The sequence below is a fragment of the Microbacterium yannicii PS01 genome, assembly GCF_000304335.1.
GTDB lineage: Bacteria > Actinomycetota > Actinomycetes > Actinomycetales > Microbacteriaceae > Microbacterium > Microbacterium yannicii_A.
Window position 1 is genome coordinate 1 of the sequence record NZ_CAJF01000001.1, and the last position, 25,304, is coordinate 25,304.

26 protein-coding genes are annotated in these 25,304 nt (G+C 69.0%); 14 read left to right on the forward strand and 12 right to left on the reverse strand.

Features of this window, described 5'->3' with window-relative positions; all coding sequences use genetic code 11:
* Positions 1 to 465, forward strand: a 465-nt coding sequence (locus WYM_RS18805; RefSeq protein WP_019178761.1) for an NAD(P)H-dependent flavin oxidoreductase, incomplete at its 5' end; no start/stop codon positions are given.
* Here WYM_RS18805 and WYM_RS00010 read toward each other — a convergent pair.
* On the reverse strand, positions 455 to 1,153 hold the full coding sequence (locus tag WYM_RS00010; protein ID WP_019178762.1) for a winged helix-turn-helix transcriptional regulator: 699 nt from the start codon (positions 1,151 to 1,153) through the stop codon (positions 455 to 457). The two genes, WYM_RS18805 and WYM_RS00010, sit on opposite strands and share 11 nt — an antisense overlap.
* A 107-nt stretch (positions 1,154 to 1,260) precedes the next feature.
* On the opposite strand from WYM_RS00010, the gene WYM_RS00015 reads away from it, so the two are divergent.
* Entirely contained in the window at positions 1,261 to 2,403 is a 1,143-nt protein-coding gene (locus WYM_RS00015) for an acyl-CoA dehydrogenase family protein (protein ID WP_019178763.1), read from the forward strand.
* A gap of 49 nt (positions 2,404 to 2,452) precedes the next feature.
* On the opposite strand, the gene WYM_RS22340 is transcribed toward WYM_RS00015, so the two are convergent.
* Positions 2,453 to 2,785, reverse strand: a complete 333-nt coding sequence (locus WYM_RS22340; protein WP_019178764.1) for an acylphosphatase — start codon at positions 2,783 to 2,785, stop codon at positions 2,453 to 2,455.
* Between the two features lie 59 nt (positions 2,786 to 2,844).
* Here WYM_RS22340 and WYM_RS00025 point away from each other — a divergent pair, with 59 nt between their 5' ends.
* Entirely contained in the window at positions 2,845 to 3,222 is a 378-nt protein-coding gene (locus tag WYM_RS00025) for an iron chaperone (protein WP_019178765.1), read from the forward strand.
* 13 nt (positions 3,223 to 3,235) lie between these two features.
* Here WYM_RS00025 and lysE read toward each other — a convergent pair whose 3' ends face one another.
* On the reverse strand, positions 3,236 to 3,892 hold the full coding sequence (lysE, locus tag WYM_RS00030; protein WP_019178766.1) for an L-lysine exporter: 657 nt from the start codon (positions 3,890 to 3,892) through the stop codon (positions 3,236 to 3,238).
* Positions 3,893 to 3,960: 68 nt separating this feature from the next.
* Here lysE and WYM_RS00035 point away from each other — a divergent pair, with 68 nt between their 5' ends.
* A complete protein-coding gene (locus tag WYM_RS00035) occupies positions 3,961 to 4,854 on the forward strand; it encodes a LysR family transcriptional regulator ArgP (protein WP_019178767.1) in 894 nt (297 codons plus the stop codon).
* Positions 4,855 to 4,870: 16 nt separating this feature from the next.
* Here the strand turns inward: WYM_RS00035 and WYM_RS00040 are convergent, their stop codons facing one another.
* The 4 genes from WYM_RS00040 to WYM_RS00055 form a co-directional block, all read right to left on the reverse strand.
* Positions 4,871 to 5,902 carry a zinc-binding dehydrogenase gene (locus WYM_RS00040; protein WP_019178768.1) on the reverse strand — a complete coding sequence of 344 codons (1,032 nt, stop codon included), beginning with the start codon at positions 5,900 to 5,902 and terminating at the stop codon, positions 4,871 to 4,873.
* A 168-nt stretch (positions 5,903 to 6,070) separates the two neighbouring features.
* A complete protein-coding gene (locus WYM_RS00045; RefSeq protein WP_051008022.1) occupies positions 6,071 to 7,288 on the reverse strand; it encodes an ROK family transcriptional regulator in 1,218 nt (405 codons plus the stop codon).
* A gap of 105 nt (positions 7,289 to 7,393) precedes the next feature.
* The gene (locus WYM_RS00050) at positions 7,394 to 8,461 is read right to left on the reverse strand and encodes an ABC transporter permease (protein WP_019178770.1); all 1,068 of its coding nucleotides are present in this window, start codon (positions 8,459 to 8,461) and stop codon (positions 7,394 to 7,396) included.
* The gene (locus tag WYM_RS00055; RefSeq protein WP_019178771.1) at positions 8,458 to 9,933 is read right to left on the reverse strand and encodes a sugar ABC transporter ATP-binding protein; all 1,476 of its coding nucleotides are present in this window, start codon (positions 9,931 to 9,933) and stop codon (positions 8,458 to 8,460) included. The genes WYM_RS00050 and WYM_RS00055 overlap by 4 nt, the downstream gene beginning before the upstream one ends.
* Positions 9,934 to 10,249: 316 nt before the next feature.
* Between WYM_RS00055 and WYM_RS00060 the strand changes: the two genes are divergently transcribed.
* The 3 genes from WYM_RS00060 to WYM_RS00070 all read left to right on the forward strand — a co-directional run bounded on the left by WYM_RS00060 (position 10,250) and on the right by WYM_RS00070 (position 13,585).
* Positions 10,250 to 11,296, forward strand: a complete 1,047-nt coding sequence (locus WYM_RS00060; protein ID WP_019178772.1) for a substrate-binding domain-containing protein — start codon at positions 10,250 to 10,252, stop codon at positions 11,294 to 11,296.
* Positions 11,297 to 11,398: 102 nt separating this feature from the next.
* Positions 11,399 to 12,544, forward strand: a complete 1,146-nt coding sequence (locus tag WYM_RS00065) for a Gfo/Idh/MocA family protein (RefSeq protein ID WP_019178773.1) — start codon at positions 11,399 to 11,401, stop codon at positions 12,542 to 12,544.
* 36 nt (positions 12,545 to 12,580) lie between these two features.
* Positions 12,581 to 13,585 carry a sugar phosphate isomerase/epimerase family protein gene (locus WYM_RS00070; protein WP_019178774.1) on the forward strand — a complete coding sequence of 335 codons (1,005 nt, stop codon included), beginning with the start codon at positions 12,581 to 12,583 and terminating at the stop codon, positions 13,583 to 13,585.
* A gap of 23 nt (positions 13,586 to 13,608) precedes the next feature.
* Here the strand turns inward: WYM_RS00070 and WYM_RS00075 are convergent, their stop codons facing one another.
* Both WYM_RS00075 and WYM_RS00080 read right to left on the reverse strand, forming a co-directional pair.
* Positions 13,609 to 14,073 carry a MarR family winged helix-turn-helix transcriptional regulator gene (locus WYM_RS00075; protein ID WP_423793887.1) on the reverse strand — a complete coding sequence of 155 codons (465 nt, stop codon included), beginning with the start codon at positions 14,071 to 14,073 and terminating at the stop codon, positions 13,609 to 13,611.
* An 11-nt stretch (positions 14,074 to 14,084) separates the two neighbouring features.
* Complete coding sequence (locus WYM_RS00080) at positions 14,085 to 15,842, reverse strand: MDR family MFS transporter (RefSeq protein WP_019178776.1); 1,758 nt, start codon at positions 15,840 to 15,842, stop codon at positions 14,085 to 14,087.
* Between the two features lie 150 nt (positions 15,843 to 15,992).
* On the opposite strand from WYM_RS00080, the gene WYM_RS00085 reads away from it, so the two are divergent.
* A complete protein-coding gene (locus tag WYM_RS00085) occupies positions 15,993 to 16,496 on the forward strand; it encodes a 2'-5' RNA ligase family protein (RefSeq protein ID WP_019178777.1) in 504 nt (167 codons plus the stop codon).
* A 44-nt stretch (positions 16,497 to 16,540) separates the two neighbouring features.
* Here the strand turns inward: WYM_RS00085 and WYM_RS00090 are convergent, their stop codons facing one another.
* From WYM_RS00090 to fdhA, 3 genes are all read right to left on the reverse strand, one after another.
* On the reverse strand, positions 16,541 to 17,218 hold the full coding sequence (locus WYM_RS00090; RefSeq protein ID WP_026059418.1) for a YqaJ viral recombinase family protein: 678 nt from the start codon (positions 17,216 to 17,218) through the stop codon (positions 16,541 to 16,543).
* A 154-nt stretch (positions 17,219 to 17,372) separates the two neighbouring features.
* Positions 17,373 to 17,771 carry a GlcG/HbpS family heme-binding protein gene (locus WYM_RS00095; protein WP_019178779.1) on the reverse strand — a complete coding sequence of 133 codons (399 nt, stop codon included), beginning with the start codon at positions 17,769 to 17,771 and terminating at the stop codon, positions 17,373 to 17,375.
* A 59-nt stretch (positions 17,772 to 17,830) separates the two neighbouring features.
* On the reverse strand, positions 17,831 to 19,051 hold the full coding sequence (gene fdhA / locus WYM_RS00100) for a formaldehyde dehydrogenase, glutathione-independent (protein WP_019178780.1): 1,221 nt from the start codon (positions 19,049 to 19,051) through the stop codon (positions 17,831 to 17,833).
* Positions 19,052 to 19,174: 123 nt separating this feature from the next.
* Between fdhA and WYM_RS00105 the strand changes: the two genes are divergently transcribed.
* From WYM_RS00105 to WYM_RS00130, 6 genes are all read left to right on the forward strand, one after another.
* Positions 19,175 to 20,443, forward strand: a complete 1,269-nt coding sequence (locus tag WYM_RS00105) for a LuxR C-terminal-related transcriptional regulator (RefSeq protein WP_019178781.1) — start codon at positions 19,175 to 19,177, stop codon at positions 20,441 to 20,443.
* A 260-nt stretch (positions 20,444 to 20,703) separates the two neighbouring features.
* Positions 20,704 to 21,219 (forward strand): 50S ribosomal protein L10, encoded by a 516-nt coding sequence (gene rplJ, locus WYM_RS00110; protein WP_019178782.1) that lies wholly within the window; start codon positions 20,704 to 20,706, stop codon positions 21,217 to 21,219.
* A gap of 44 nt (positions 21,220 to 21,263) precedes the next feature.
* On the forward strand, positions 21,264 to 21,653 hold the full coding sequence (gene rplL / locus WYM_RS00115; RefSeq protein ID WP_019178783.1) for a 50S ribosomal protein L7/L12: 390 nt from the start codon (positions 21,264 to 21,266) through the stop codon (positions 21,651 to 21,653).
* Positions 21,654 to 21,950: 297 nt separating this feature from the next.
* Positions 21,951 to 22,877, forward strand: coding sequence for a carbohydrate ABC transporter permease (locus WYM_RS00120; RefSeq protein WP_026059419.1), 927 nt, complete (start codon positions 21,951 to 21,953; stop codon positions 22,875 to 22,877).
* Complete coding sequence (locus tag WYM_RS00125; protein ID WP_026059420.1) at positions 22,864 to 23,787, forward strand: carbohydrate ABC transporter permease; 924 nt, start codon at positions 22,864 to 22,866, stop codon at positions 23,785 to 23,787. The genes WYM_RS00120 and WYM_RS00125 overlap by 14 nt, the downstream gene beginning before the upstream one ends.
* 94 nt (positions 23,788 to 23,881) lie before the next feature.
* Positions 23,882 to 25,219: an ABC transporter substrate-binding protein gene (locus WYM_RS00130; RefSeq protein ID WP_019178786.1), complete on the forward strand. Its 1,338-nt coding sequence runs from the start codon at positions 23,882 to 23,884 to the stop codon at positions 25,217 to 25,219.
* The last annotated feature ends 85 nt before the right edge of the window (positions 25,220 to 25,304 follow it).

The following is a 25,304-nucleotide window of genomic DNA, read 5'->3' on the forward strand; positions in this document are numbered from 1 at the left end:
CAGGTGGTAGACGCGGTCGATGTGCCTGTGATCGCGGCGGGCGGCATCGCCGATCGACGCGGTGTCGCGGCCGCGTTCGCTCTCGGAGCGTCGGGCGTGCAGGTCGGCACGGCGTTCCTGCGCACGCGCCAATCCGCGGCGACGGAGCCGCATCGCCGCGCGATCGCCGCGGCCGCAGACACCGACACCGTGCTCACCCGCGCCATGAGCGGACGGCTGGCGCGCGGCATCCCGAATCGAGCGATGCGCACCATCGAGACGGCCGGGGTCATCGCCCCCTTCCCGGCGCAGAACTGGTTGACCGGCGGTTTCCGTGCCGAAGCCGGCCGCCGCGGCGACGGCGACCTGGTCTCGCTGTGGGCGGGCCAGGGTTCGGCGCTCGCGACGGGGGAGGACGCCGCCGACGTGTTCGGCGAGCTCGCCGCCGGCCTCCCCGGGCTGAGTCAGCTGCCGTTCACGCGGTGACAGCCCGCCCGGCGCGAGCGTGCGTGACGTCGACCCAGGGGCTCCACACGAACCAGGTCGGAAGCGCCGAGGCCAGCCGCGCGGGCCCCTCGACCGTGATGGTGCCGTGGTCGACCGCTTCCGCCCAGCGCCGATACCCCTGGAAGACGTCCGCCAGGTCGGCCGTCGCCATGGTGACGACCACGTCCACGTCGAAACCCGGGTGCTGCGTGCAGACCGAGACGGCGCCGCGCTCGAGCACGAACCAGATCGTCTCGGGCCGGGGTGCGGTGTGGCGCCATTCGATCACCACGCGCCGGGGCGGAAAGCGTTCAGGGGCGACGCGACGATGCATCCACCACATCAGCGTGGTGGGTTCCACCTGGTGCGGCTCCATGTCGTCGAAGAGCCACTCGATCGCCCAGCGCCCGAGGCTGTCGATGACCCGTTCGAGGTCGCGTCCCGCCGGCGTGAGGTGATACTCGCTGCCGTGGCCGGTCGGAGAGGGCCATGTCTCGAGCACTCCGCTGCGCTCGAGATGTCGCAGCCGCTGCACGAGCAGCGAGCGCGAGATGCCCGGCATCGCCCGTGCGATGTCGTTGAACCTGGTGTTGCCGAGCACCAGCTCCCGGACGATCAGCGGCGTCCAGCGATCGGCCATCACTTCGCTGGCCATCGCGACGGGGCAGTAGCGGCCGTAGTCAGCCATGTCCCCATGGTCCCGCCGATGATGCTCCAGCGGTAGTCCCGATTTCGTACCGAGCGGGTCTAGATCCTGAACTGGATGTCGCGGGACGGCAGGCGGATGCTGGCGACATGACCCTCATCGAAGACCCAGAGACCCGCAGATCCACCTCGGCGGCGGAGCGAGCACAGGCGATCGGCCCCGTGCTCGCGGCGAACGCCGCCCGTCATGATCGCGACGGCACCTTCGTGACGGAGGCCTATGACGCCCTCCGCGACGCGGGCCTGCTCAGGGCCGCGGTGCCCGTCGAGCTCGGCGGCGACGGCGCGACCATCCGGGAGCTCGTGGCGCTGCAGCGCGAGCTCGCCCATCACTGCGGCGCGACCGCACTGGCCAGCTCGATGCATCAGCACGTCACCTGCTTCACCGCCTGGCGGTACCGGCGGGGGATGCCGGGCGCCGAGGCGACGCTTCGTCGCGTGGCCGACGAGCAGATCGTGCTGGCCTCCACCGGCGGCGGTGACTTCACCCATCCGGCCGGAGAGGCCGTGGCGGTGGAGGGCGGGTACCGGGTGAGCGGGCGGAAGCGGTTCGTCAGCCAGTCCGCGGTCGGCGCGGTGATGTCGACGATGTTCCCGTTCCAGGACCCGGTGCGGGGGACCCGCGTCCTCAACATGGCGGTGCCGCTGAACGCGGAAGGCGTGTCGGTGGCCGATAACTGGGACGTGCTGGGCATGCGGGGCACGGCGAGCGACGACGTCGAACTGACCGACGTCTTCGTGCCGCAGGAGCGCGTCCTCGCGGACCGGCCGTACGGGGTGGTCGATCCGCCCCTGCAGGTGATCGCGAGCATCGCGTTCTCGATCATCTCGGGCGCCTATCTCGGAGTCGCGGAGGCCGCGTACCAGGAGGCGGTCTCCGTGAGCGCCCGCCGCGCGACGGATCCGACGGTGCAGCGGACGATCGGCCTGATGCGCCAGCGACTGCAGGTCGCGACCTGGGCCCTCGAGGGTGCGGTGACGACCATCGGAGATGATCCCGCGCCCTCATACGACGGGTTCCTCGCCGTGATGGCCGCCAAGGCCGAAGTCGCCCGCGCCGGCGTCTCGGTGTGCGATCTCGCGATGCAGGTGGCCGGAGGCGGAGCCTTCTTCACGGGGTCGGTCATCGAACGCTGCTACCGCGACATCCGTGCGGCTGCCTTCCATCCGCTGACGCCCGAGGCGACGCTTCTCGCCGAGGGAAGAGACGCGCTCGGGGTCGCCCCGGAGTGAGTTCGACCGCCGGCGGCGAACGACAGTCACGCCGGTCGCCGGCCCGCGCTCACTCGGTCGGCAGAACCTCGAAGCCCGTGCTGCCCCGGAGCGCAGCGGGATCCACGCGGCCGGACCCTCCACCCGACGCACCGGCGGGTGGAGGGGCCGTGGGGACCGTCACGGTCGCGGACGCGACGGCCGCTCCCGGCGGGCCGTCCGCCATCCAGGCCAGCACCTCGTCGACCTGCGCGGGCGTTCCCTCGAACTCGGCCTCGACGGTGCCGTCGCGCCGGTTGCGCACCCAGCCCGTGACGCCGGCCCCGCGCGCCACCATCCGCATCGTGTACCGGTACCCGACGCCCTGGACATCGCCGTGGACGACCACGTGGACCCGTTTCATGCACCCATCGTGCCGTGCGCGGGCTATCCCCGGGGAGCGGCGCCTGCCAGGATGCCGCCATGGGAACCGTCGACGACTACCTCGAGAGCCTCGAACCAGCCGACAGGGAGGTGGTGTCCCACGTCTACGACGTCGTGCGCGAGTCCGTGCCCGAGGTCGAGCAGGGGAAGAGCTACGGCATGCCGGCGCTCCTTCACAGGGGAAAGGCCCTCATCGCCGTGATGCGGACGCGCAAGCACATCGCGATCTACCCGTTCAGCGGCCGTGTGCCCGAGGCTGTGGCCGACGGACTCACGGACGACCAGCGCGCGGCGTTCGACTACGACAAGGGCACGATCCGCTTCCGGCTCGAGAGCCCGCTGCCCGACGACGTCGTCCGTGCGATCGTCGCCGAACGCGTCGCCGAGATCGACGACCCGTCGCTCCGCAAGCGCTGAGACGCCGACCGGGTCAGTGGGGGAGGACGAGCGATACGCCGAGCACGATCATCACGACGGCGATGACACCGTCGAGGATGCGCCACGCGCGTGGAGTGGAGAGCCACCGGCCGAGGAATCGCGCTCCGAAAGCCAGCCCGAAGAACCAGACGAAGCTCGCCGTGATCGCGCCCGCCGCGAAGATCCAGCGCGCGTCGCCATGGGTGTTGGCGACCGACCCCAGCAGGAAGACCGTGTCGAGGTACACGTGCGGATTCAGCCACGTCAATGCCAGGCACGTGAGCACGATGGGCATGACTCGTGTGCGCGCGACGACTGACGTCGCGGGCCCCGCGCTCGCCGGGGGTGCCGGGGCATCGGGGCCGTCCGCCCTCAGCGTCTGCCCGCTCGGCCGCCATGCCCGGCGTGCGGCGAGCACGCCGTAGGCGACCAGGAAGAGTGCTCCCGCCCAGCGCACCACGTCGACCAGCCAGGGCACGGCCTCGAGCACCAGGCCGATACCCGAGACGCCGAGCGCGATCAGGACCGCATCCGACACGGCGCAGATCGCCGCGACGAGCACGACGTGCTCGCGACGCAGGCCCTGCCGAAGGACGAACAGATTCTGCGCACCGATCGCGATGATGAGCGAGAAGCCGAGGCCGATGCCGGCGAGCAGGGGAGTGAGCACTCTTCGACGCTATGCGTCGATCGATCTTCAGTCCAGCTCATGGTTCTTCAGTACCATTAGCTCAGCTGATGAAGATTCCGTTCGAACTCGCAGAGACCGTAGCTGTCGTCGTTGACGAGGGCACGCTGGATGCTGCCGCCCGGCGCCTGCACGTGACGCCGTCGGCGGTGAGTCAGCGCATCAAGGCGCTCGAAGAGCAGCTCGGCCGGCTGGTGCTGGTGCGCTCCAAGCCTGCGCGTGCCACGGCCGCGGGAGCGGCGATCATCCGCCTGGCGCGGCAGGCGGCGCTGCTCGAGCACGACACACTCGCAGAACTCGGCGCCGACCCCGCAGATGCCGTCCGCACCAGCGTGCCGCTCGCCGTCAACGCCGACTCGCTGGCCACGTGGTTCCTCCAGCCGCTCGCACGTCTGGGGCAGCGGCATCCCGTCGTCTTCGACCTGCACCGCGACGACCAGGACTTCACCGCGGGGCTGCTCGAGTCGGGAACGGTGATGGGCGCTGTGACCTCGCGGGCGGCGCCCGTTGCGGGATGCCGCGTCTCGACGCTCGGGGCGATGAGGTACGAGGCGGTCGCCACTCCCGCTTTCGTCGAGCGGTGTCTCGGCGGCGATCAGAGGGCCGCCCTCGACGACGCGCCCCTCGTGGACTTCGACCGCCGCGACGATCTGCAGAACGCCTGGCTCTCGGCGCAGGGCGTGGAGCCGACGCGGCCGCCGCGCCACTACGTTCCCGCCTCGAGTGACTTCGCCACCGCGGTGCGACTCGGTCTGGGCTGGGCCATGCTCCCGCGATTCCAGTCGAGCGAGGCGCTCGAGCGCGGCGAGCTGGTGGTGCTGGGCGGCGGTCCCGTCGACGTGGTGCTGCATTGGCAGCAGTGGAACCTGCGCTCGCCGCTGCTCGACGCGATCGCCGCCGAGATCGTCGCCGAGGGCCGCCGCGTGCTCGCCCCGCTGCGCTGAATCGCAGCGCCGCGGCTCAGCCGTCGCTGACCCGCAGGACGATCTTTCCGCGGGTGTGACCGTCCTCGATCTCTCGGTGTGCGGCGGCCGCCTCGTCGAGGTCGAACACGCGATCGATGTAGACCTGCACCGCGCCGGAGTCGAGCAGGCGCGCGATCGTCGCGAGAGCTCCTCCGTCGGGGATGACCTTGTACGACGTCGCCCGCACGCCGGCCCCTGCGGCGGCCTCGGCATACCCTGGCCACGCCCCCGTGGGCACCATGATGTACAGGCCGCCGCGTCTGAGCACGGTCAGCGATCGCGAGCCGGTGTCGCCCCCGACGTTGCCGACGAGGTCGATCACCACATCCACCTCGGCGACGACCTCCTCGAAGCGGGTGGTGGTGTAGTCGATCACGACCGAGGCGCCGAGCTCGCGCAGCCAGGGTGCATTGCGGCCGGACGCCGTCACGGTGACGTGCGCGCCGAAGTAGGCGGCGAACTGCACCGCGAAGTGGCCCACGCCGCCACTCCCGGCGTGGATGAGCACGCGCTGCCCTTCGTGGGCGTGCGCGGTCTCGACCACGAGCCCCCAGGCCGTCAGAGCGGCGAGCGGCACGCCGGCCGCCTCGACGTGCGACAGGGCGCTGGGCTTGCGCGCGACCGACTGCGCGGGGACGACGACGTATTCGCCGTACGCGCCGCCCGAGCGCGGGAAGGCGGTCATTCCGAAGACCGGCGTTCCTGGTGGCAGCGCGTGCGCCTCGTAGGGACTCGTGACGACGATGCCGCTGAAGTCGTATCCGAGGACGGCGGGATACTCGGCGATCGCGCCCGAGACGCCTCTCCCCGCGCGGGTCTTCGCGTCGATCGGGTTCACGCCGGCGCCGACGACGCGCACGAGCAGTTCGCTCATCACGGGCGAGGGAACAGGAACGGATGCCGCGCGCAGCGCGTCCGGATCGCCCGGTGCGTCGATGACCATCGCGCGCATGCTGTCGGGCGGGTCGGCGAAGGGAATCGTGTCGGGGTCGGAGCTGGTGGCAGTTGGCAGCGGCCGGAATCTCATCGTCGCTCCTTTCGGTGCGTGTCGTCGTCGGCAGCACTCGTCACCGTGCTGCTGCCAGTCAACAGCGCGATTGTCTCGCCCGTGTTACGCGAGTGCTACCAGTGCGGACCACTGCAGCTGGGGCACGCTCCAGAGTCCCGCGATGGCTGGACCGAGGGAGTGACGAGCTCAGGCCTGCGCGGTGGCGCGGCCTGCGCGAGACGTCGGCGTCTGCTGGAACCCGATCGCGAGAGCCTCGGGTGAGAGCACGTGCTCGACCGCGAGCATGCTCGCCCCCAGGATGGCCGCGCGGTCCGCCGTCGCGGACTGCACGATCGACAGATGCTCGGTCGCCAGGGGAGTGGAGCGCGTGTACACGATCTCGCGGATGCCGGCGATGAGGTGCTCGCCGACGCGAGCCATGGACCCGCCGATCGCGATCACCGAGGGATTGACGAGGCTCACGCAGATGGTGAGCACCTCGCCGATGTCGCGCCCTGCCTGCCGCACCGCCTGGATCGCCTCGATGTTCCCGCGCTTGACGAGGTCCACGACATCAGAGCCCGTCTGCGCCTCGACTCCGCGCTCGCGGAGCGTGCGCGCGATCGCCGGGCCCGAGGCGAGCGCCTCCAGGCAACCGCGATTGCCGCAGCGACAGGGCACATCGGCCCCGCGTGCGACCTGGACGTGCCCGATGTCGCCGGCGACGCCCTGAGCTCCGCGCTGCAGCGCGGCGCCCGAGATCAGACCGGCACCGATGCCGGTGGCGATCTTGACGAACATGAGGTGCTCCACGCCCGGCCAGGCGGCTGAGCGCTCGCCGAGCGCCATGATGTTCACGTCGTTGTCGACGAGGACCGGAACCTCGAAGTGCTCGTTCAGCCAGCCGGGGATGTCGAACCGATCCCAGCCGGGCATGATGGGCGGGTTCACGGGCTGCCCGGTCGAATGCTCGACCGGACCGGGAACGCCGATGCCGATCGCTGCGACATGGGAGCGATCACGGCCGACGCGGTCGAGCAGCGCCGTGGCGCCTTCGACCAGCCACGTGAGGACCGGGACCGCGCCGAGCGAGACATCGAGCCGCTCGGAGTGCTCGGCCAGGACGCGACCGGTCAGATCGGTCACGGCGACGGTGGCGTGTGACGCGCCGATGTCGGCGGCGACGACGACCTTGGCGGCCGGATTGAGGGCGAACTGCGATGGCGGGCGGCCGCCCGTCGACGCTGCCTCGGCGACCGGAGTGATCAGCCCCATGCGCATCAGCTCGTCGACGCGGGCCGCGACGGTCGACCGTGCCAGCCCTGTGGACTTGGCCAGTTCTGCGCGGGTTCGCGGAACTCCGTCGCGCAAGAGCTGGAACAGCTGACTGACGCCGGCTCCGCTAGTCGTCGAATCGATGCTCATCTTCACTTCTCAGAGTAGCGGCGGGGAACCGGTGACCCGGCGGCGGAGTAAGGGATGCCGCGACCCGACTGCCCCGCACGGGAGCGGCCGGGCCGCGGCATCCGGTCACGACGCGCGTCCGGTTGGCCGGGCGAACCGCTGCTGGAGCAGGACGGCGACGACGATGATGATGCCCTTGACGACGGCCTGGACCGACGAGTTCAGGTTGTTCTGAACGAAGACATTGCTCAGCGTCGCGAAGATGAGCACACCGAAGACGGTGCCGGTGATCGTGCCGCGGCCGCCGATGAGGAGCGTGCCGCCGACGACCACCGAGGCGATCGCGTCGAGCTCGAGGAGCGTGCCGTGCGTAGAGGTGCCGGCGGTGGTGCGGCCGAGGTACATGACCGCGGCGATGCCGGCGCACAGTCCCGAGATCGCGTACAGCCACATGGTGTGCCGCTTCACGTTGATGCCGGCCAATCGTGCCGCCTCGCGGTTGCCGCCAATGGCGACCGTCCGGCGGCCGAACGTCGTGCGGTTGAGCACGACCCAGCCGAGGGCGGCCACGATGGCGAAGATCCAGATGAGGATGTCGACGCCGATGATGTCGAGGTTGAGGAACTCGATGAAGTCGCGATTGCCGACCTGCAGGGTGCGCCGCTCGGCGAGGATCTCGGCGAGGCCGCGCGCGGCCACCAGCATCGCGAGGGTCGCCATGAAGGCGACGACCTTGCCGTACGCGATCACGATGCCGTTGACGAGGCCGGCGCCGAGTCCCACGAGCAGGGCGAGCAGGACCATGACGGCCCAGTGCATCTGGTCGGCGAGGTCCTGGACGGCGGCGATCGTCGCGACGACCGATGCCAGGCCGATCACCGATCCGACCGACAGGTCGATGCCCCCGGCGATGATGACGAGCGTCATGCCGATGCTGACGACGCCGATGATCGACGCCTGGCGAAGGATCGTCAGGATGTTGTTGACGCTGGAGAAGGTGTCGGGCGCGGTGACGGCACCGACGACGACGAGCACCAGCAGAGCCGCCACGAGGCCGAGGTTGCGGCCGACGGAGCCCGACATGATGCGCTGCAGGCCGGATCGGCCCGAACGGTCCGTCGGGGCCGAGCCAGTGGGCGGCGGTGCCTCGCTGGCGGTGGGGACGCCTGCGGTCCCGGTGGTCTGCTCGCTCACGCGGCGGTTCCTTTCATGACGAGATCGAGCACACCGTGCTCGTCGATCTGGGAGGCGGGAAGAGTCTGGAGGACGCGACCGTCGGCGATGACGAGGACCGTGTCGGCCAGGCCGAGGACTTCCTCGATCTCGCTGGACACCACGACCACGGCGTTGCCGGCGGCCGCGAGCCGCCGGATGAGGGCGTAGATCTCGGCGCGGGCGCCGACGTCCACCCCTCGCGTGGGTTCGTCGAGCAACAGGACGCGGGTGCCGTGGACGAGCCACCGGGCGAGCAGGATCTTCTGCTGGTTGCCGCCGGAGAGCGTCATCGCGGGTCGATCGGGGTCGGCGGGACGCAGCTCGAGAGCGTCGATCTGCTCGCTGGTGATCTTGCGCTCGGTGCGTTCGTCGAGGAAACCGGCTTTGGCGAATCGCGACATCGACGACAGCGTGACGTTGACGTAGATGGGCTCATCGAGGACGAGGCCCTGGCTCTTGCGCTCCTCGGGCGACAACCCGATACCGGCGGCGACCGCATGGACGACAGAGCCGCGCCGCAGCCGCTTGCCCGAGACCTTCACCTCGCCGCTGGTGGATCGACGCGCGCCGTAGACCGTCTCGAGGATCTCGGAGCGGCCGGAGCCGACGAGACCTGCGAGACCGATGACCTCCCCGGCCCGCACCGAGAACGAGACGTCCTCGAAGAGGCCGGCCAGCGAAAGCCCCTCCACCTCGAGAACGGTGGGGGCGTCGGCGGGAATGGGGACGGCGGGAGGAAAGACGTTCTCGACCGAGCGGCCGGTCATCAGCCGGATCAGATCCGCGGTCGGGGTGTCTGCCACCGGCAGCCCGCTCGCCATCGAGCGGCCGTCCTTGAGTACCGTGATCCGGTCGCCGATCTGGCGGATCTCTTCGAGACGGTGAGTGATGTAGACGACGGCGATACCCGCCGAGGTCAGCTCGCGCACCACGTGGAAGAGGTTCTTCACCTCTTCGCCGTCGAGGACGGCCGAAGGCTCGTCCATGATCATGAGCTTGATGTCGTGAGAGAGAGCGCGTGCCATGCTGACGATCTGCTTGTTCGCCGCGCTCAGCTGGCCGACCTCGGTGTGGGGAGAGAGGCCCGCGTGTCCCAGACGTCGGAGCAGTTCGCGAGTCTGGCGCGCGGCTTCGGACCGCTTCAGGAAGCCCCCGCGCGCGAGCTCGTGGCCGAGGAAGATGTTCTCGGCGATGGTGAGACCGTCGACCACGTCCAGTTCCTGGTACATCGTGGCGATGCCGAGTTCGATGGCCGCCTCCGGCGTCGGGATCTCAACCGACTCGCCCAGCCACGAGATCTCGCCCTCGTCCGGGCGATGCACGCCCGCGAGCATCTTGATCAGTGTCGACTTGCCGGCGCCGTTCTGGCCGAGGACGCAGTGCACTTCTCCCGGAAGCACCTGGAGGTCGACTCCGCGAAGGGCACGGACGCCCGCGAACGACTTCGTCACACCTCGGACGTCGAGTAATGCCGATTGATGGTCAACTTTGATCACGCGACGAACATAACATGACCGTCGGCCCGGCGCAGAGCGAAAATTCGCAGTCGGTCCCCCGCCCTCACGAGGGCATCGCCTGGAACGGGTCTGCAAATCCGCGCAATCTCGCGGGATGGCACTTATGCCGGGTCAAAAACAAAAGATGACGGATGCCGCAACACTTCTGCTACGGTGGTGCCCGTCAGCGTGGATCTCAGTGCCGGCACCGGCACTCGCCTCTCGGAGGCGGCGCGTTGTCACAGCTGCATCACATTTCAAGGAGGAAACAATGCGCTCACACCTTAAGGCGCGCACGCGACTGGTGCTCACCGGCACAGCGGTCATCGCAGCCATCGGACTTCTCGCCGGATGCACGGGCGGGGGTGCTGAGGAAGGCGACGTCGTCGACCAGGGCACGACGACGGAGGAGAACGCCGAGTCGGGCGACACTGTCGTCATCGGCTTCTCGGGTCCCGCTGCCGACCACGGCTGGCTCGGCGCCATCAACTCGGGGGCTCAGGCCGCCGCTGACAGCTTCGACGACGTCGAGCTCCGCGTCGCGGAGGGCACCAACGACCCGATCGCCCAGATCGCGGCCGTCGAGACGTTCGTCAACGAGGGCGTCGACGCCATCGTCCTGCTCCCGACCGACGGCGCCGCCCTCACCGAGGCGGCCACCGCCGCCATGGAGGCGGGGATCCCGGTCATCAACGTCGACCGCGAATTCTCGAGCCCGTTCGCCGCCCGCGCCACCGTGCTGGGTGACAACTACGGCATGGGCGTCAGCGCCGGCACGTACATCTGCGAGCAGCTCGACGGCAACAGCGATGCCGTCGTCGCCGAGATCGCGGGCATCGACTCGCTGCCCCTGACGCAGGACCGCTCGCAGGGCTTCGCCGACGCGCTCGAGGACTGTGGCCTCGAGGTCACCGCTCGCGTTGCCGCCGACTTCACCGTCGCCGGCGGCGAGGCCGCGGCCTCACAGCTGCTGTCGGCGAACCCGCAGATCGACGCCATCTGGAACCACGATGACGACCAGGGCATCGGCGTGCTGGCGGCGATCGAGTCCGCCAACCGTGACGAGTTCTTCATGATGGGCGGCGCGGGAAGCCGCAGCGCCATGGAGGCCATCGAAGCCGACGACTCGGTGCTGAAGGCGACGGTCATCTACCCGTCGACCCAGGCTGCGGACGGCGTGGCTCTCGCTCGCCTCATCGCACAGAACAAGACGATGGGCGACCTTGTGACGCCCGGCATCCCGAACCGGGTCGTGCTCGACGCCCCCGTCGTCACGAAGGACAACGTCGACCAGTACATCGACCTCTCGTTCGAGTAAACCTGCTGACGAGCGCGGGGCGTCCGCCGAGCCGGCGGGCGCCCCGCACTTCACCCTCGCGAGAGAGAGGACACCGCGTTGACTGACACGCTTCGCGTCGCCATGATCGGCCACGGCTTCATGGGCGCCGCACATTCCCAGGGGTGGCGCGTCGCCCCCCGATTCTTCGACCTGCCCCTCATGCCCGAGATGGCTGTCATCGTCGGCCGCGATGTGGCGGGGGTCGCGGCATCCGCCGGCAAGTGGGGCTGGAACGAGAGCGCCACGGACTGGCGTGATGTCATCGCGCGCGACGACATCGACGTTGTGGACATCGTCACCCCCGGCGATACGCATGCCGAGATCGCGATCGCGGCCCTCGAAGCCGGCAAGCACGTGCTGTGCGAGAAGCCGCTCGCGAACACCGTCGCCGAGGCCGAAGCGATGAACCGCGCGGCGATCGCGGCGGCCGAGCGCGGAGTCCGCTCCATGGTCGGGTTCACCTACCGGCGCGTGCCCGCGGCGACCTTCGCGCGCGACCTCGTCGCCGCCGGACGCATCGGAGAGATCCGTCAAGTGCGCGCCGAGTACCTGCAGGACTGGCTGATGGATGCCGAAGCCCCGCTCACGTGGCGCTTGAAGAAGGAGCACGCCGGATCGGGTGCCCTCGGCGACATCGGCGCGCACGCCGTCGACCTCACCGAGTACATCACCGGCGAGCACGTGACCTCCGTGTCGGGCGTGATCGAGACGCTCGTTCCGGAGCGCCCGCTCCTCGGGGAAGGCGTCGGGCTCTCGGGAACCGCGTCGGCGGAGCGGGGAGAGGTGACGGTCGACGACCTCGCACTCTTCACCGGCCGGCTCCAGTCCGGTGCCCTCGCGTCGTTCGAGGCGACGCGGTTCCGCACCGGCCGCAAGAACGCCTTGCGGATCGAGATCGCGGGCTCGCTCGGTGCGATCTCGTTCGACCTCGAGCGCATGAACGAGCTCGAGTTCTACGACGCGACGCAGCCCGATCTCGAACAGGGATTCCGGCGCATCCTGGTCACCGAGCACGACCACCCGTATCTCGCCCCCTGGTGGCCGACGGGGCATATGCTCGGCTACGAGCACGGGTTCTCGCATCAGGTCCGGGACTTCGTCACCGCGATCGACGAGGGCTCGGCTCCGAGCCCGTCGTTCGCAGACGGACTGCACGTACAGCGCGTGCTCGACGGCGTGGAGCGCAGCTCGGCCGCCGGCAGCGTCTGGACCTCCATCGCCGGATGAGATCCGGCATCCCTCAATGACGAAAGGTGCACCGCGATGACGCGACCAGTCACTCTCTTCACGGGCCAGTGGGCCGATCTTCCGTTCGAGGAGGTGGCACGCCTGGCAGGGGAGTGGGGCTACGACGGTCTCGAGATCGCGTCCTGGGGCGACCACCTCGATGTGTCGCGCTGGGACGACGACGCCTATGTGCAGTCACGGCTCGACATCCTCGAGCGCAACGGGCTGAAGGTGTTCACGATCTCCAACCACCTCGCCGGGCAGGGCGTGTGCGACGACCCGATCGACCAGCGCCATCGCGACATCCTGAACGACCGGGTGTGGGGCGACGGCGACCCCGAGGGCGTCCGGCAGCGCGCCGCCGAAGAGTTGAAGCTCACCGCGCGGATGGCCGCCGCCCTCGGCGTCAAGACGGTGACCGGCTTCACCGGGTCGTCGATCTGGAAGGCCGTCGCGATGTTCCCGCCCGCTTCCGACGAGTTCATCGAAGCCGGCTACCAGGACTTCGCCGACCGGTTCCACCCGATCCTCGACGTCTTCGACGAGGTGGGCGTGCGCTTCGCGCACGAGGTGCACCCGTCCGAGATCGCTTACGACTACTGGACGACCAAGCGCACGCTCGAGGCGATCGGACACCGCGAAGCCTTCGGACTGAACTGGGATCCGTCGCACATGGTGTGGCAGGACCTCGACCCGGTCGGCTTCCTGTGGGACTTCCAGGACCGGATCTACCACGTCCACTGCAAGGACACGAAGAAGCGGACGGGGAACGGACGCAACGGACGGCTCGGGTCGCACCTGCCGTGGGCGGACCCGCGCCGCGGCTGGGACTTCATCTCGACCGGTCACGGCGACGTCCCCTGGGAGGACGCCTTCCGGATGCTGAACGCGATCGGATACGACGGCCCGCTCTCGGTCGAGTGGGAGGATGCCGGCATGGATCGCCTCGTCGGCGCGCCCGAGGCACTGGAGTTCGTTCGCCGGCTGTCGTCGTACGAGCCGTCCGCCGCGGCGTTCGACGCCGCGTTCTCGACCCGATAGGCCGGCGGCGGGCGCCCGGCGGCTCAGGCCTCGGGCGCCTCGCCGGCGGTGAGGGCGTGGAGAAGCCTTGTCAGATTGCGGATGTCGTCGAGTGACCACTCCTCGAGCGCGTCGACCAGCGTGCTCTCCTGCGGAGCTCGCGCAGCGGCCAGTCGCTCGAGGCCCTCGGTGGTCGGGGAGAGAAGGCTCGAGCGTCCGTCGTCGGGATCGGGCGTGCGCTCGATGAGCCCGAGCTGTTCCAGCTCGCGCACGGTACGGCTGATCTGGCCCTTATCGGACATCAGCGCTTCGGCCAGGGCCGAGAGGGTGACCCTCTCACGTCGGACGATCGTGGTGAACACCTTGTAGGCGCCCGGGAGCATGCCGGGGCTGACGCGGTTGGCGTTCTCGGTGATGATGCGGCGGAACCGGTTGATCAGCTCGCCGAACTCCGCCTCGAGGGCGCGCACCGCCACGGTGCGCGCCTCTCGGGTGTCTTCAGACATCATCGTGACCGACATTAGCGCCGAGCGGGCGCAGCCCGGTCCACCGCGTCCTCGGCGGGAGTCGCGGCATCCCCGGTGCGCACCGTGCCGGTCGCGGTCAGCGACTGCATGCCCTCGGCGGTCGAGACCGTGGCCAGGTCGGCTTCGCTCGCCGCCACACGCTCGCTCGTCGTCATGTGCGTGAGCGGCACGTTCGGCAGGAAGAGGATCGCGATGAGGCTCACCACCGCGAGCGGCACGGCGATGAGGAACGAGCTGGCGATGCCCTGCGCGTAGATCTCCTCGAAGATCACGCGGACGCCGTCGGGGAGCGCCGACACCTGCGGAATCGCGCCCGATTGGAGCTCCGCCGCGACGGCGGCGCCCTTTTCGCCGAGGGCGGCGATGGCCGCGCCGATGTCGGCCTGACGGTCGCTGACGAGGCTCGTGACGGAGCTCGCGAGGGCGGCGCCCATCACCGACACGCCGATGGTGCCGCCGAGGCTGCGGAAGAAGGTGACGCCCGAGCTGGCCACGCCGATCTCGGAGGGCTTCGCAGTGTTCTGCACGATGAGCACGAGGTTCTGCATGGTCATGCCGACACCCGCGCCGAGCAGGAACATGTAGAGCGAGACGAGCGCGAAGTTCGTGTCGTAGTGGATCGTCGACAGCAGGTAGGAGCCGGCGATCAGTAGGACGCCGCCCACCACGAGGTAGGGCTTCCACCGTCCGTAGCGCGTGACGAGGCCTCCGATCACGATGGAGGCGAGCAGGAGCCCGCCGATCATCGGGATGGTCATGAGACCGGCCTCGGTGGGCGTCGCGCCGCGCGCCAGCTGCATGTACTGGCTGAGGAACACCGACGTGCCGAACATCGCGATGCCGATCGCGATCGACGCGACGACGGCGAGGGTGAACGTGCGGTTCTTGAACATCGTCAGCGGAACGAGCGGCTCCTTCGAGCGCAGCTCGACGACGACGAACAGCACGGCCGCCAGCAGGGCGCCGCCGACCATGAGGATGGTCTCGGTGCTCCACCAGTCGTAGTCCTTGCCGGCGTTCGTGACCCAGATGAGCAGGAGCGACACAGCCGTCGACAGCAGCACGATGCCCACGTAGTCGATGCGCGCCTTCACCTTGGGACGCTTGGGCAGGTGCAGCGTCCGCTGCATCATGATGAGGGCCGCGACGGCGAAGGGGAGCGCGATGAAGAAGTTCCAGCGCCAGTCCAGCGTGTCGGTGATGAGCCCGCCGAGGAGCGGCCCGCCCACGGTCGCGACGGCCATCACCGCGCCGAACAGGCCCATGTAGCGGCCGCGCTCGCGGGGGCTGATGATGTCGGCCATGATGACCTGGCTGAGGGCCGCGAGACCGCCGGCGCCGATGCCCTGCACCGCGCGGAAGGCGATGAGCGTCGCCGGGTCCTGCGAGAAGCCCGCCGCGGCGGTGGCCAGCACGAAGATCACGATGGAGAGCTGGATGAGCAGCTTGCGGTTGAACAGGTCGGCGAGCTTGCCCCACACCGGGGTCGAGATCGCGGTGGTCAGCAGCGTCGCGGTGACGACCCACGTGAAGGCCGCCTGGTCGCCGCCGAGGTCGTGGACGATCACGGGCAGCGAGGTCGACACCACGGTCGAGGCGAGCATCGACACGAACATGCCCAGGAGAAGGCCGGTGAGGGCCTGCAGGACGCGACGGTGGCGGCGCTGCTCCTCGGTGCGTTCACTGCCCTTGCGGCGGGCGGCGGAGCCGGACGACGCGACCGACCCGGTCGGCGTGGTGGAGGTTGCCATGAAGTTCCTTCGAGACGTGCGGATGAGGCGCGGCAGCGGTGACGCGAGGTGGTTGACTCATGTCAACGGTTGATCGAAGTCAACTATATATACAATGGTTGACCTGCGTCAACTATTCCCCTTCGTGTGGATCCGCGGGAGTATGGGGGCGTGTTCAGCGTCGAAGTTCTTCCGGATGCCGCGACCGATGAACGCATGCGCGACGAGTGGCGTCGACTCATCGACGCAGGTCTGCCGAGCGCGGGGCGGCACGAGGGCGAGAGCAACCGTCCCCACGTCACGCTGGCGGTGCGCGAGCGCGTCGAGCCCGAGACGTTCGCCCCGCTCGCCGCGATGCTGCCCCTTCCGCTCGAGCTCGGCGGTGTCCTGGTGTTCGGACGGGGCGACCGCTTCGTCCTGACCAGAGCGGTGGTCGCGACGAAGCAGCTCCTCGAGCTGCACCGGGCGGTGGCGTTCGGCGCGGGAGCCGCCGAACCGCGCTACGCCAACACCGCACCCGACGCGTGGTCGCCGCACCTCACCCTTGCCCGGCGGCTGCACGCCGAGCAGGTCTCGCAGGCTCTGCGCATCCTCGAGCTGCCCGCCATTCGCGGGGCCGCGGTGGGGCTTCGCGTGTGGGATGCCGCGGCGAAACGCGTCACCACGCTTCGGTGACGCCGGCTCGCGCGCCGGTTCAGGGTGTCGGCGTGCGACGGCGCTCAGTCGGCGAGGGCGAGCGCGCGGAACGGCTGACGAGGCGGAGCGGGCGGCTGCGGCATCCGCTCGCCTCGCTCGGAATCGACGGGACGGCGCTGCACCTGCGTGCGGTGGTAGAGCTCGTCGATCAGGGCGGTGGCCAGGCGGACCAGCTTAGCGATCTCGGTCTCGTCGCGGTCGACCCACACGCAGCGGGGCTCGTCGCCGACCGGCACGAAGCCGTCGTGCTGCTCCCACGCGACGAGCGTGCGCTCGGCGCCCAGCACGTGCTGCTGCCACCACACCTGGCGCAGATAGGTGCGCGGGATGCTGCGCCACGCCTTGTTGGTCGTCTTGATCTCGGCGAGCACGACCCGTCCGGCGACATCCACGGCGATGCCGTCGGGCGTTGCCAGGTGTCGCTTCTCGACGACGGCATGGAAGAGGGCGGACGAGGGCTGGATGCCGTGCGTCGCCGCGACCCACGCGGCGATCTCGGGCTCGCGCGCCCGCCCGTGGGCGGTGTACGCGTTGCCCGAGAATCCCGAGCCCATGAGCTTGGCGTCGGCGGCGCGGGCGATCGCCCGATCGGACGTCAGGGCTGCGACGTCGGTCGCCGTGATGCCCCTCGACCGCGCCCGCACCCACGCCACCCGATCGCGGGAGTCCGCGACGATGCGGGCGGCGAGCTCAGGTGTCACCGTTCGAGCGTACGCCGCCGCACGGACCTTCGCAGACCGCGACATGCGGGCCGGATCGGGTCGCGATGCTCACCGCAGACTCCGGGTCCGCCCGACCGGAGTCGCCTCGGATCGGAGCGGCCCTGGCGTGTGAGGCGCCCTGCCCCGAGCCGCGTCAGAAGGCGGCGGCGCCGGCTTCCGCGACCGTCTGGTCCTGCTCCCCGGAGCCGCCGCTCACGCCGACCGCTCCCACGACGACACCGTCGCGCGAGAGCGGGATCCCGCCGGCGAAGATCGCGACCTTGCCCCCGTTGGTGGCGTGGATGCCGTAGAACTGCTGCGTGGGCTGCGCGTTCTCGCCGAGATCCTTCGTGGAGATGTCGAACGCCTTCGAGGTCCAGGCCTTGTTGATCGAGATGTTGACGCTGCCGATCCACGCGCCGTCCTGCCGGACGTGGGCGACGAGATTCCCGCCGGCGTCCACGACGGCGATGTTCATGGGCTGGCCGATCTCGTCGGCGCGCTTCTCGGCGGCGGCGATGACCCTGCGGGCGTCTTCGAGGATGACAGACATGGTGTTCCTTTCATCGGAGTGACGGATGCCTCGGGCCGAGGCATCCGGATATCGCGTCGTCACGCGGCCTTGATGTAGCCGTTCGGGTTCAGGACGTACTTCTTCGCCGCGCCCTGGTCGAACTCGGCATAGCCGCGCGGGGCATCGTCGAGATCGATGGGCGTGGCGCTGACCGCCTGGGCGATCTGCACCTTGTCGTGCAGGATCGCCATCATCAGCTGACGGTTGTAGCGCATCACCGGGCACTGCCCGGTGGTGAACGAGAGCGACTTCGCCCAGCCGAGGCCGAGGCGCAACGACAGCGAGCCCACCTTCGCCGCCTCGTCGATCCCGCCCGGGTCGCCGGTGACGTACAACCCCGGAATCCCGAGGGCGCCGCCAGCGGCGGTGAGGTCCATGAGGGAGTTGAGCACCGTGGCGGGCGCCTCGTGACCGGCGTCGGCGCCGTGGCCACGAGCTTCGAACCCGACGGCGTCCACGGCGCAGTCGACCTCGGGCGCGCCGAGGATCTGGTCGAGCTGATCCTTCGGGTCGCCCTTCGAGACATCGACCGTCTCGCACCCGAACGAGCGCGCCTGTGCGAGCCGTTCTTCGTTGAGGTCGCCGACGATCACGACAGCGGCACCGAGCAGCTGAGCACCCACGGCGGCGGCGAGCCCCACCGGACCCGCGCCGGCGATGTACACCGTCGAGCCGGGCTGGACGCCTGCGGTGTACGCGCCGTGGAAGCCGGTCGGAAAGATGTCGGACAGCATCGTCAGGTCGAGGATCTTCTCCAGTGCCTGGTCGCGGTCGGGGAAGCGGAGCAGGTTCCAGTCGGCGTACGGCACGAGAACGTATTCCGCCTGTCCTCCCACCCAGCCGCCCATGTCGACATAGCCGTAGGCGCTTCCGGGCCGATCGGGATTGACGTTCAGGCAGATGCCCGTCTTGCCCTCCTTGCAGTTGCGGCAGCGGCCGCACGCGATGTTGAACGGCACCGAGACGATGTCGCCCACCTCGACGAATTCCACGTCGGGACCGACCTCGACGACCTCTCCGGTGATCTCGTGTCCCAGGACCAGTCCCGCCGGGGCCGTCGTGCGGCCGCGCACCATGTGCTGGTCCGAACCGCAGATGTTGGTCGAGACGGTGCGCAGGATGGCGCCGTGGGGAACCTTCCTGCCGACGTTCGCCGGGTTGACTCCCGGCCCGTCCTTCAATTCGAACTCGGGGTAGGCCGTATCGATGACCTCGACCACGCCCGGACCCTTGTATGCGACGGCTCTGTTGCCCGACATCCTCGTCCCCTCTGACTCGGCAGTTCTTCGCTTGTTCCGAGCCTCGCTCGTGCCGGGCTCGGCGGCCATCATCCTGCAGGACCGTTTCTCCCACCCGAACGGGTGGGTCGGTAGGGTGAGGGGATGGCCGACGGCGGCACGACCTGCACGGAGGAGACGCTCCGGGATCTCGTGGAAGTGGTCAGTGCGCCGGCGTACGCGCTCGCCGACCGGCTCTCGGGTGCGCTGCGTGCCTTCGTCGAGCACGTCGCGCTGCTGATCCTCGCCGCCGACACCAGCGGCGGCCAGCGACGCGGTTCGGGCGATCGCTCCTTCATCGACGGGGTCTCCTTCCTGGATCTCGACGAGCTGCGGCGGGCGATCGCGCCCGGTTCCGCACGTCGCGGCGTGCTGGAGGTCGCGGGGGAGCGCGTCCCGACCCTGGAGGTCCTCTCGCGCAACGGTGCGCTGCTCGTGATGGCGAATCCCACGTCGGCGGGCGACACCGACGGCATCGTGCTGCAGGCGTGGAACCTCGTCGCGCTCCGCGCGCAGCAGCTCGCCGACACCGCACCGCCCGACTATCTCCAGCGAGCCCGCGCCGCGTCGGGGGAGCGTATGGAGGCGCTGACCGAACTGGCCGACGAGTACTCCACGACGCTCGAGTCCGTGCTCGCCGCATTGCGCTCGGCGAATCTCGACGATCGCGCGGCACGCGCGACGGCGACAGGCATCGCGGCGGAGGGCATGGTGCACCTTCGCACCGCCAGCGATCGCGTGCGCACCTTCACGGAGGAGCCGGTCACGACCGCGTTCGAGCGCCTCCGCGACGATCTCCGTCCGCTGGTGCGATACCGCGATCTCGACGTGCAGTTCGTCGAGCCCCCGCTGGACGGCCGTCCCCTGCCCAGCGAGGTGGCCCATGGCGCACGCGCGGTCGTCCGCGGGTCGATCCTCGCCCTCGTCGACCGGCCGGAAGTCGGCCGCGTGCGCGTGCAGTGGGATTGCGACGGCACCAACCTGCTGATCAGCATGCGCGACGATGGTCCCGGGGATCTCACGGACGCCTCGACCCAGCTGCAGCTCGTACGGCAGCGCGTGCACGCTCTCAACGGTCGCCTCAGCGTAGAGGCCACACCGGGATGGGGCACCGAGATGTCGATCGTCATCCCGCTCGATCCTCCGCATACGACGGCGGTCGCCGCGGCGTGGAACCTTCGACCGCGCGAGTTCGAGGTGCTGCAGCTCCTGGCATCCGGCCGGCGCAACCGCGGCATCGCCGAGGACCTCGGCATCAGCGAGAACACCGTCAAGTTCCACGTCGCCAGCATCTACCGCAAGCTGAATGCGAGCGGTCGCGCGGAGGCGACGGCGTTGTTCGTCGAGCGCGGAGTCACGGCCGACCTCGGCTGACGGCCGAGTCTCGGGCGCGATTTGGCGCGCTCCGCGGCATCCCGTACACTGATCGGAGCCGAAGACCGCTGGTCATCGCTGTGCGCGCAAGTGCACGGAGATCGAAGCTCTGCATCGCAGGGGCCCGCGCAGGTGTCACGAACTTCATTGCTCCGTGCGCTTGCGCCGGAGCTTTTTCTTTGCCGTGAAGCGATGGATGACCGGATGCCGAGGCCGACGCCCCGCCATCGTGGAGCGTCTCGTACACACAAGGAGTGGCCATGGCGCAGAAGGAAGCATCGGTCGCCGAGCTCACGAAGCATTTCGAGGACTCGACCGCCGTTCTGCTGACCGAGTACCGCGGTCTGACGGTTGCCCAGCTCAAGGAGCTGCGCAACAGCATTCGTCAGGACGCGGAGTACGCCGTGGTGAAGAACACGCTGACCAAGATCGCCGCGAACAACGCGGGGATCACGTCGCTGGACGACGACCTCAAGGGTCCGTCGGCTGTGGCGTTCGTGCACGGCGACCCGGTCGCCGTCGCGAAGGGCCTGCGTGCCTTCGCCAAGGCACACCCTCTTCTCGTGATCAAGGGCGGTTTCTTCGACGGAAACCCCCTGAGCGCGGACGAGGTCAACAAGCTCGCCGACCTCGAGAGCCGTGAAGTCCTGCTGGCGAAGCTCGCCGGCGCGATGAAGGCCTCGTTGACCAAGGCGGCCTACGTCTTCACTGCGCTGCCGTCGAAGGCCGTTCGCACGGTCGACGCGCTGCGCGAGAAGCAGGAGTCCGCGGCCTGACATCGGGCCCCGGCATAGCGAAACCACTATCAAGGAGAATCATCATGGCAAAGCTCAGCACTGAGGAGCTGCTCGACCAGTTCAAGGAGCTCACGCTCATCGAGCTCAGCGAGTTCGTCAAGGCGTTCGAGGAGACCTTCGACGTCACCGCTGCCGCCCCCGTGGCCGTGGCCGCTGCCGGCGCCCCCGCCGGTGGTGCCCCTGCCGAAGAGGCCGAGGAGAAGGACTCGTTCGACGTCGTTCTCGAGGCCGCCGGCGACAAGAAGATCCAGGTCATCAAGGTCGTCCGCGAGCTCACCTCGCTCGGCCTCGGTGAGGCGAAGGCCGTCGTCGACGGTGCTCCCAAGGCTGTCCTCGAGGGCGCCAACAAGGAGACCGCCGAGAAGGCTCAGGCAGCCCTCCAGGAGGCTGGCGCGACGGTTACCCTCAAGTAATCTCGCTGTACTTCTCGAAGGCCCCGGATGCTGCGCATCCGGGGCCTTCGTCACGCCCGGGCTGCGCAATGCTGCGGTACTTCGCGATGTCCGCGAAATCCCTTTCTCACGGTTTCATCACGACCGATGCCTGAATTTCCGGTTGTGCTTGCGCTCCAGCATCCGATGTGGGCATACTGAGAAAGCGCATTCCAGAAAGCGCATTCTCACCCATCGACGACGATGACCGGAGGACACGGTGACAACGTTGCACCGCCCGACAACGCGGCCTCGCCGCCGCGATCGCGGGGCCGCCGCATGAGCGCGATCAGCGAGCTCGGAAAGCTGAAGTCGGCGAAATCCGACGGCAAGAAGCAGAACAGGGCCGCGTATCTCTTCCTGGCGCCCTGGTTCGTCGGCCTTGCCCTGATCACGATCGGCCCGATGATCGCCTCGTTCGGGCTCTCCTTCACGCGGTACAACCTGCTGAGCCCGCCGAAGTGGATCGGATTCGAGAACTTCGCCCGCATGTGGCAGGACGAGCGCCTCCACAACGCGCTGCAGGTGACCTTCACCTACGTGTTCGTGTCGCTCCCGCTCCAGCTCGCCGTCGCGCTCTTCCTGGCGATCGTGCTCGATCGCGGGCTGCGCGGCCTGGCGTTCTACCGCTCGGCCTTCTACCTGCCGTCGCTGCTCGGCGCGAGCGTCGCGATCGCGATCCTGTGGCGCCAGATCTTCGGCGTCGACGGCCTGGTCAACCAGGTGCTGGCGGTCTTCGGGATCGAGGGTCAGGGGTGGATCTCGAGCCCCGACACGGCGCTGGGCACGCTCATGGTCCTCAACGTCTGGACGTTCGGGTCGCCGATGGTGATCTTCCTCGCCGGCCTGCGCCAGATCCCCACGATGTACTACGAGGCGGCCGATGTCGACGGGGCGAGCCGACGGCAGCAGCTGTTCCGGATCACGATCCCGCTGCTCACGCCGATCATCTTCTTCAACGGCGTGCTGCAGCTGATCGGCACGTTCCAGTCGTTCACCCAGGCCTACATCGTCTCGGGCGGCACCGGCGGCCCGGTCGACTCCACGCTCTTCTACACGCTGTACCTGTACCAGCAGGGCTTCACCAACTACAACATGGGCTACGCCTCGGCGATGGCGTGGCTGCTGCTGATCATCATCGGCATTCTGACCGTCCTGATGTTCTGGACCTCGAGGTTTTGGGTTTTCTACGATGACCAAGATTGACGACACCGCCATGGCGGCTCCGCTCGCGACCGAGACCATCGTCACCGGTCGCCCGTCACGCTCGCGCCGACGCAGCCCGTTCCGCAAGCCGCTCGCAAGCGTGGTGCGCCACACGCTGCTGATCGCACTGGCGCTGGTGATGCTCTACCCGGTGATCTGGATGGTGGTCAGCTCGCTGCGGCCGAACGACGAGATCTTCCGCGACCCGTCGATCATCCCCGACAGCTTCGAGGTCTCGAACTACACCGACGGCTGGAACGCACTGGCGTATCCGTTCAACGTCTACATGTGGAACTCGGCGATCATCGTGATCGGGTGCATCGTCGGCAACCTGGTGTCGTGCTCGATGGCAGCGTACGCCTTCGCCCGGCTGCACTTCACGGCCAAGCGCTTCTGGTTCGCGGTGATGCTGCTGAGCATCATGCTCCCCATCCACGTGATCATCGTCCCGCAGTACGTGCTCTTCTCCCAGCTCGGCTGGGTGAACACCTTCCTGCCGCTCATCGTGCCCAAACTGCTCGCCACGGATGCGTTCTTCATCTTCCTGATGGTGCAGTTCATCCGCGGCATCCCGAAGGAGCTCGACGAGGCCGCCCGGATCGACGGCGCCGGCCACCCGCGCATCTTCCTGCAGATCATCCTGCCGCTGATGGTGCCGGCGCTCGCGACGACCGCGATCTTCACATTCATCTGGACCTGGAACGACTTCTTCTCGCAGCTGATCTTCCTCACCAAACCCGAGCTGTACACCGTCCCCCTGGCGCTGCGGTCGTTCGAAGACGCCCAGAGCTCCACCAACTACGCCCAGATGTTCGCGATGAGCGTCGTCTCGCTCATCCCGATCTTCCTGATCTTCCTGTTCGGCCAGAAGTTCCTCATCAAGGGGATCGCGACGACCGGGATCAAGTGACGCACGCGTCACGCACTGCTTCGCGGGCCTCCCGGCCCACCCTCATCACACGCACCACACCCACTCACCGACTTCGGTCGAAAGGATGCAAGACATGCGACGCACCACAACCGCACCGCGCTGGTTGCTGCTGACCTCCGTCGGCGCAGCGACGATGCTGACGCTGACGGCATGCGCGGGGACGACGGAGACGCCTGCCACCGGCCCGACGCTGTCCGACGAGCCCGTGACGCTCAGCTTCACCTGGTGGGGCAACGACGTCCGCCACGGCATCACCGAGGAGCTCATCGCCGCCTTCGAGGCGGAGCACGAGAACATCACCATCGAGCCGCAGTACACCGACTGGGCCGGCTACTGGGACAAGCTGGCGACCACCGTGGCCGCCGGCGACGCCCCCGACATCATCCAGATGGACGAGAAGCAGCTGTCGACCTACGCCGCCAACGGCGTCCTGCTCGACCTCGGCACGCTCGGCGACGCGCTGCCCACCGAGGACTTCCCCGAATCGGTCCTCGGGACGGGCGCCCTCGACGGCACGCAGTACGGGATCCCGGTGGGCATCAACACGTACACCTACATGGCGAACGCCGACCTGCTCGAGAGCCTGGGCATCGAGCTGCCCGACGACGAGACCTGGTCGTGGGACGACTTCACCGAGCTCGCCGAGGAGATCACCGCGGCCAGCGGCGGCGCGGTCATCGGCTCGCAGTCGTGGGGCTTCGAGGACGGCGGCCTGAACAACTGGCTGCGCCAGCACGGGGAGTCGCTGTACGCCGAGGACGGCTCGCCCGAGGTCACCGCGAGCGAGGAGACCCTCGCGGACTGGTGGCAGCTGCTGCTGGACGTGACCGAAGCGGGCGGGACGCCCGACCCGTCGGCCACCATCGAGCGCGAGTCGGCCGGTCTGGCCGAGTCGTTCACCGCGACGAACCAGTCCGCGTTCGGCCCGTGGTGGTCGAACCAGGTGGCCGCGCTCCGCGACGCCAGCGGCCAGAACCTCGAACCGCTGATGGTTCCCACCCCCGACGAGGGCGAGAGCAAGGCTGCGTACTACAAGCCGTCGATGTTCTGGTCGGCGTCGGCCAAGTCCGAGCACCCGGCCGAGGTCGCGCTGTTCCTCGACTTCCTCTCCAACAGCGAGGAGGCCGCCGACCTGCTGCTCGCCGAGCGCGGGGTGCCGGCCAACGAGAAGATCCGCGAGTACATCACGCCCAAGCTCGACGAGGTCAACCAGGAGGTCGTGGACTTCCTCGACGCGATCGCACCGCGTGTCGGCGACGCGGCTCCGGCGACCCCGCCGGGCGGCGGGGCCATCGAGACGATCATCGACCAGCACACCCAGCGCGTGCTGTTCGGCGAGCTGACGCCGGAAGACGCTGCTGCGAGCTTCATCGCAGAGCTGCAGCAGGCTCTCGACGACGCCGCCATCTAGCCGACGAGCCGGGCGCGCGCACCCGAGTGCGCGGCCGGACGTCAGAAGAACCGCACGGGACCGGGCCGAAGTGATGAGGGGCCCG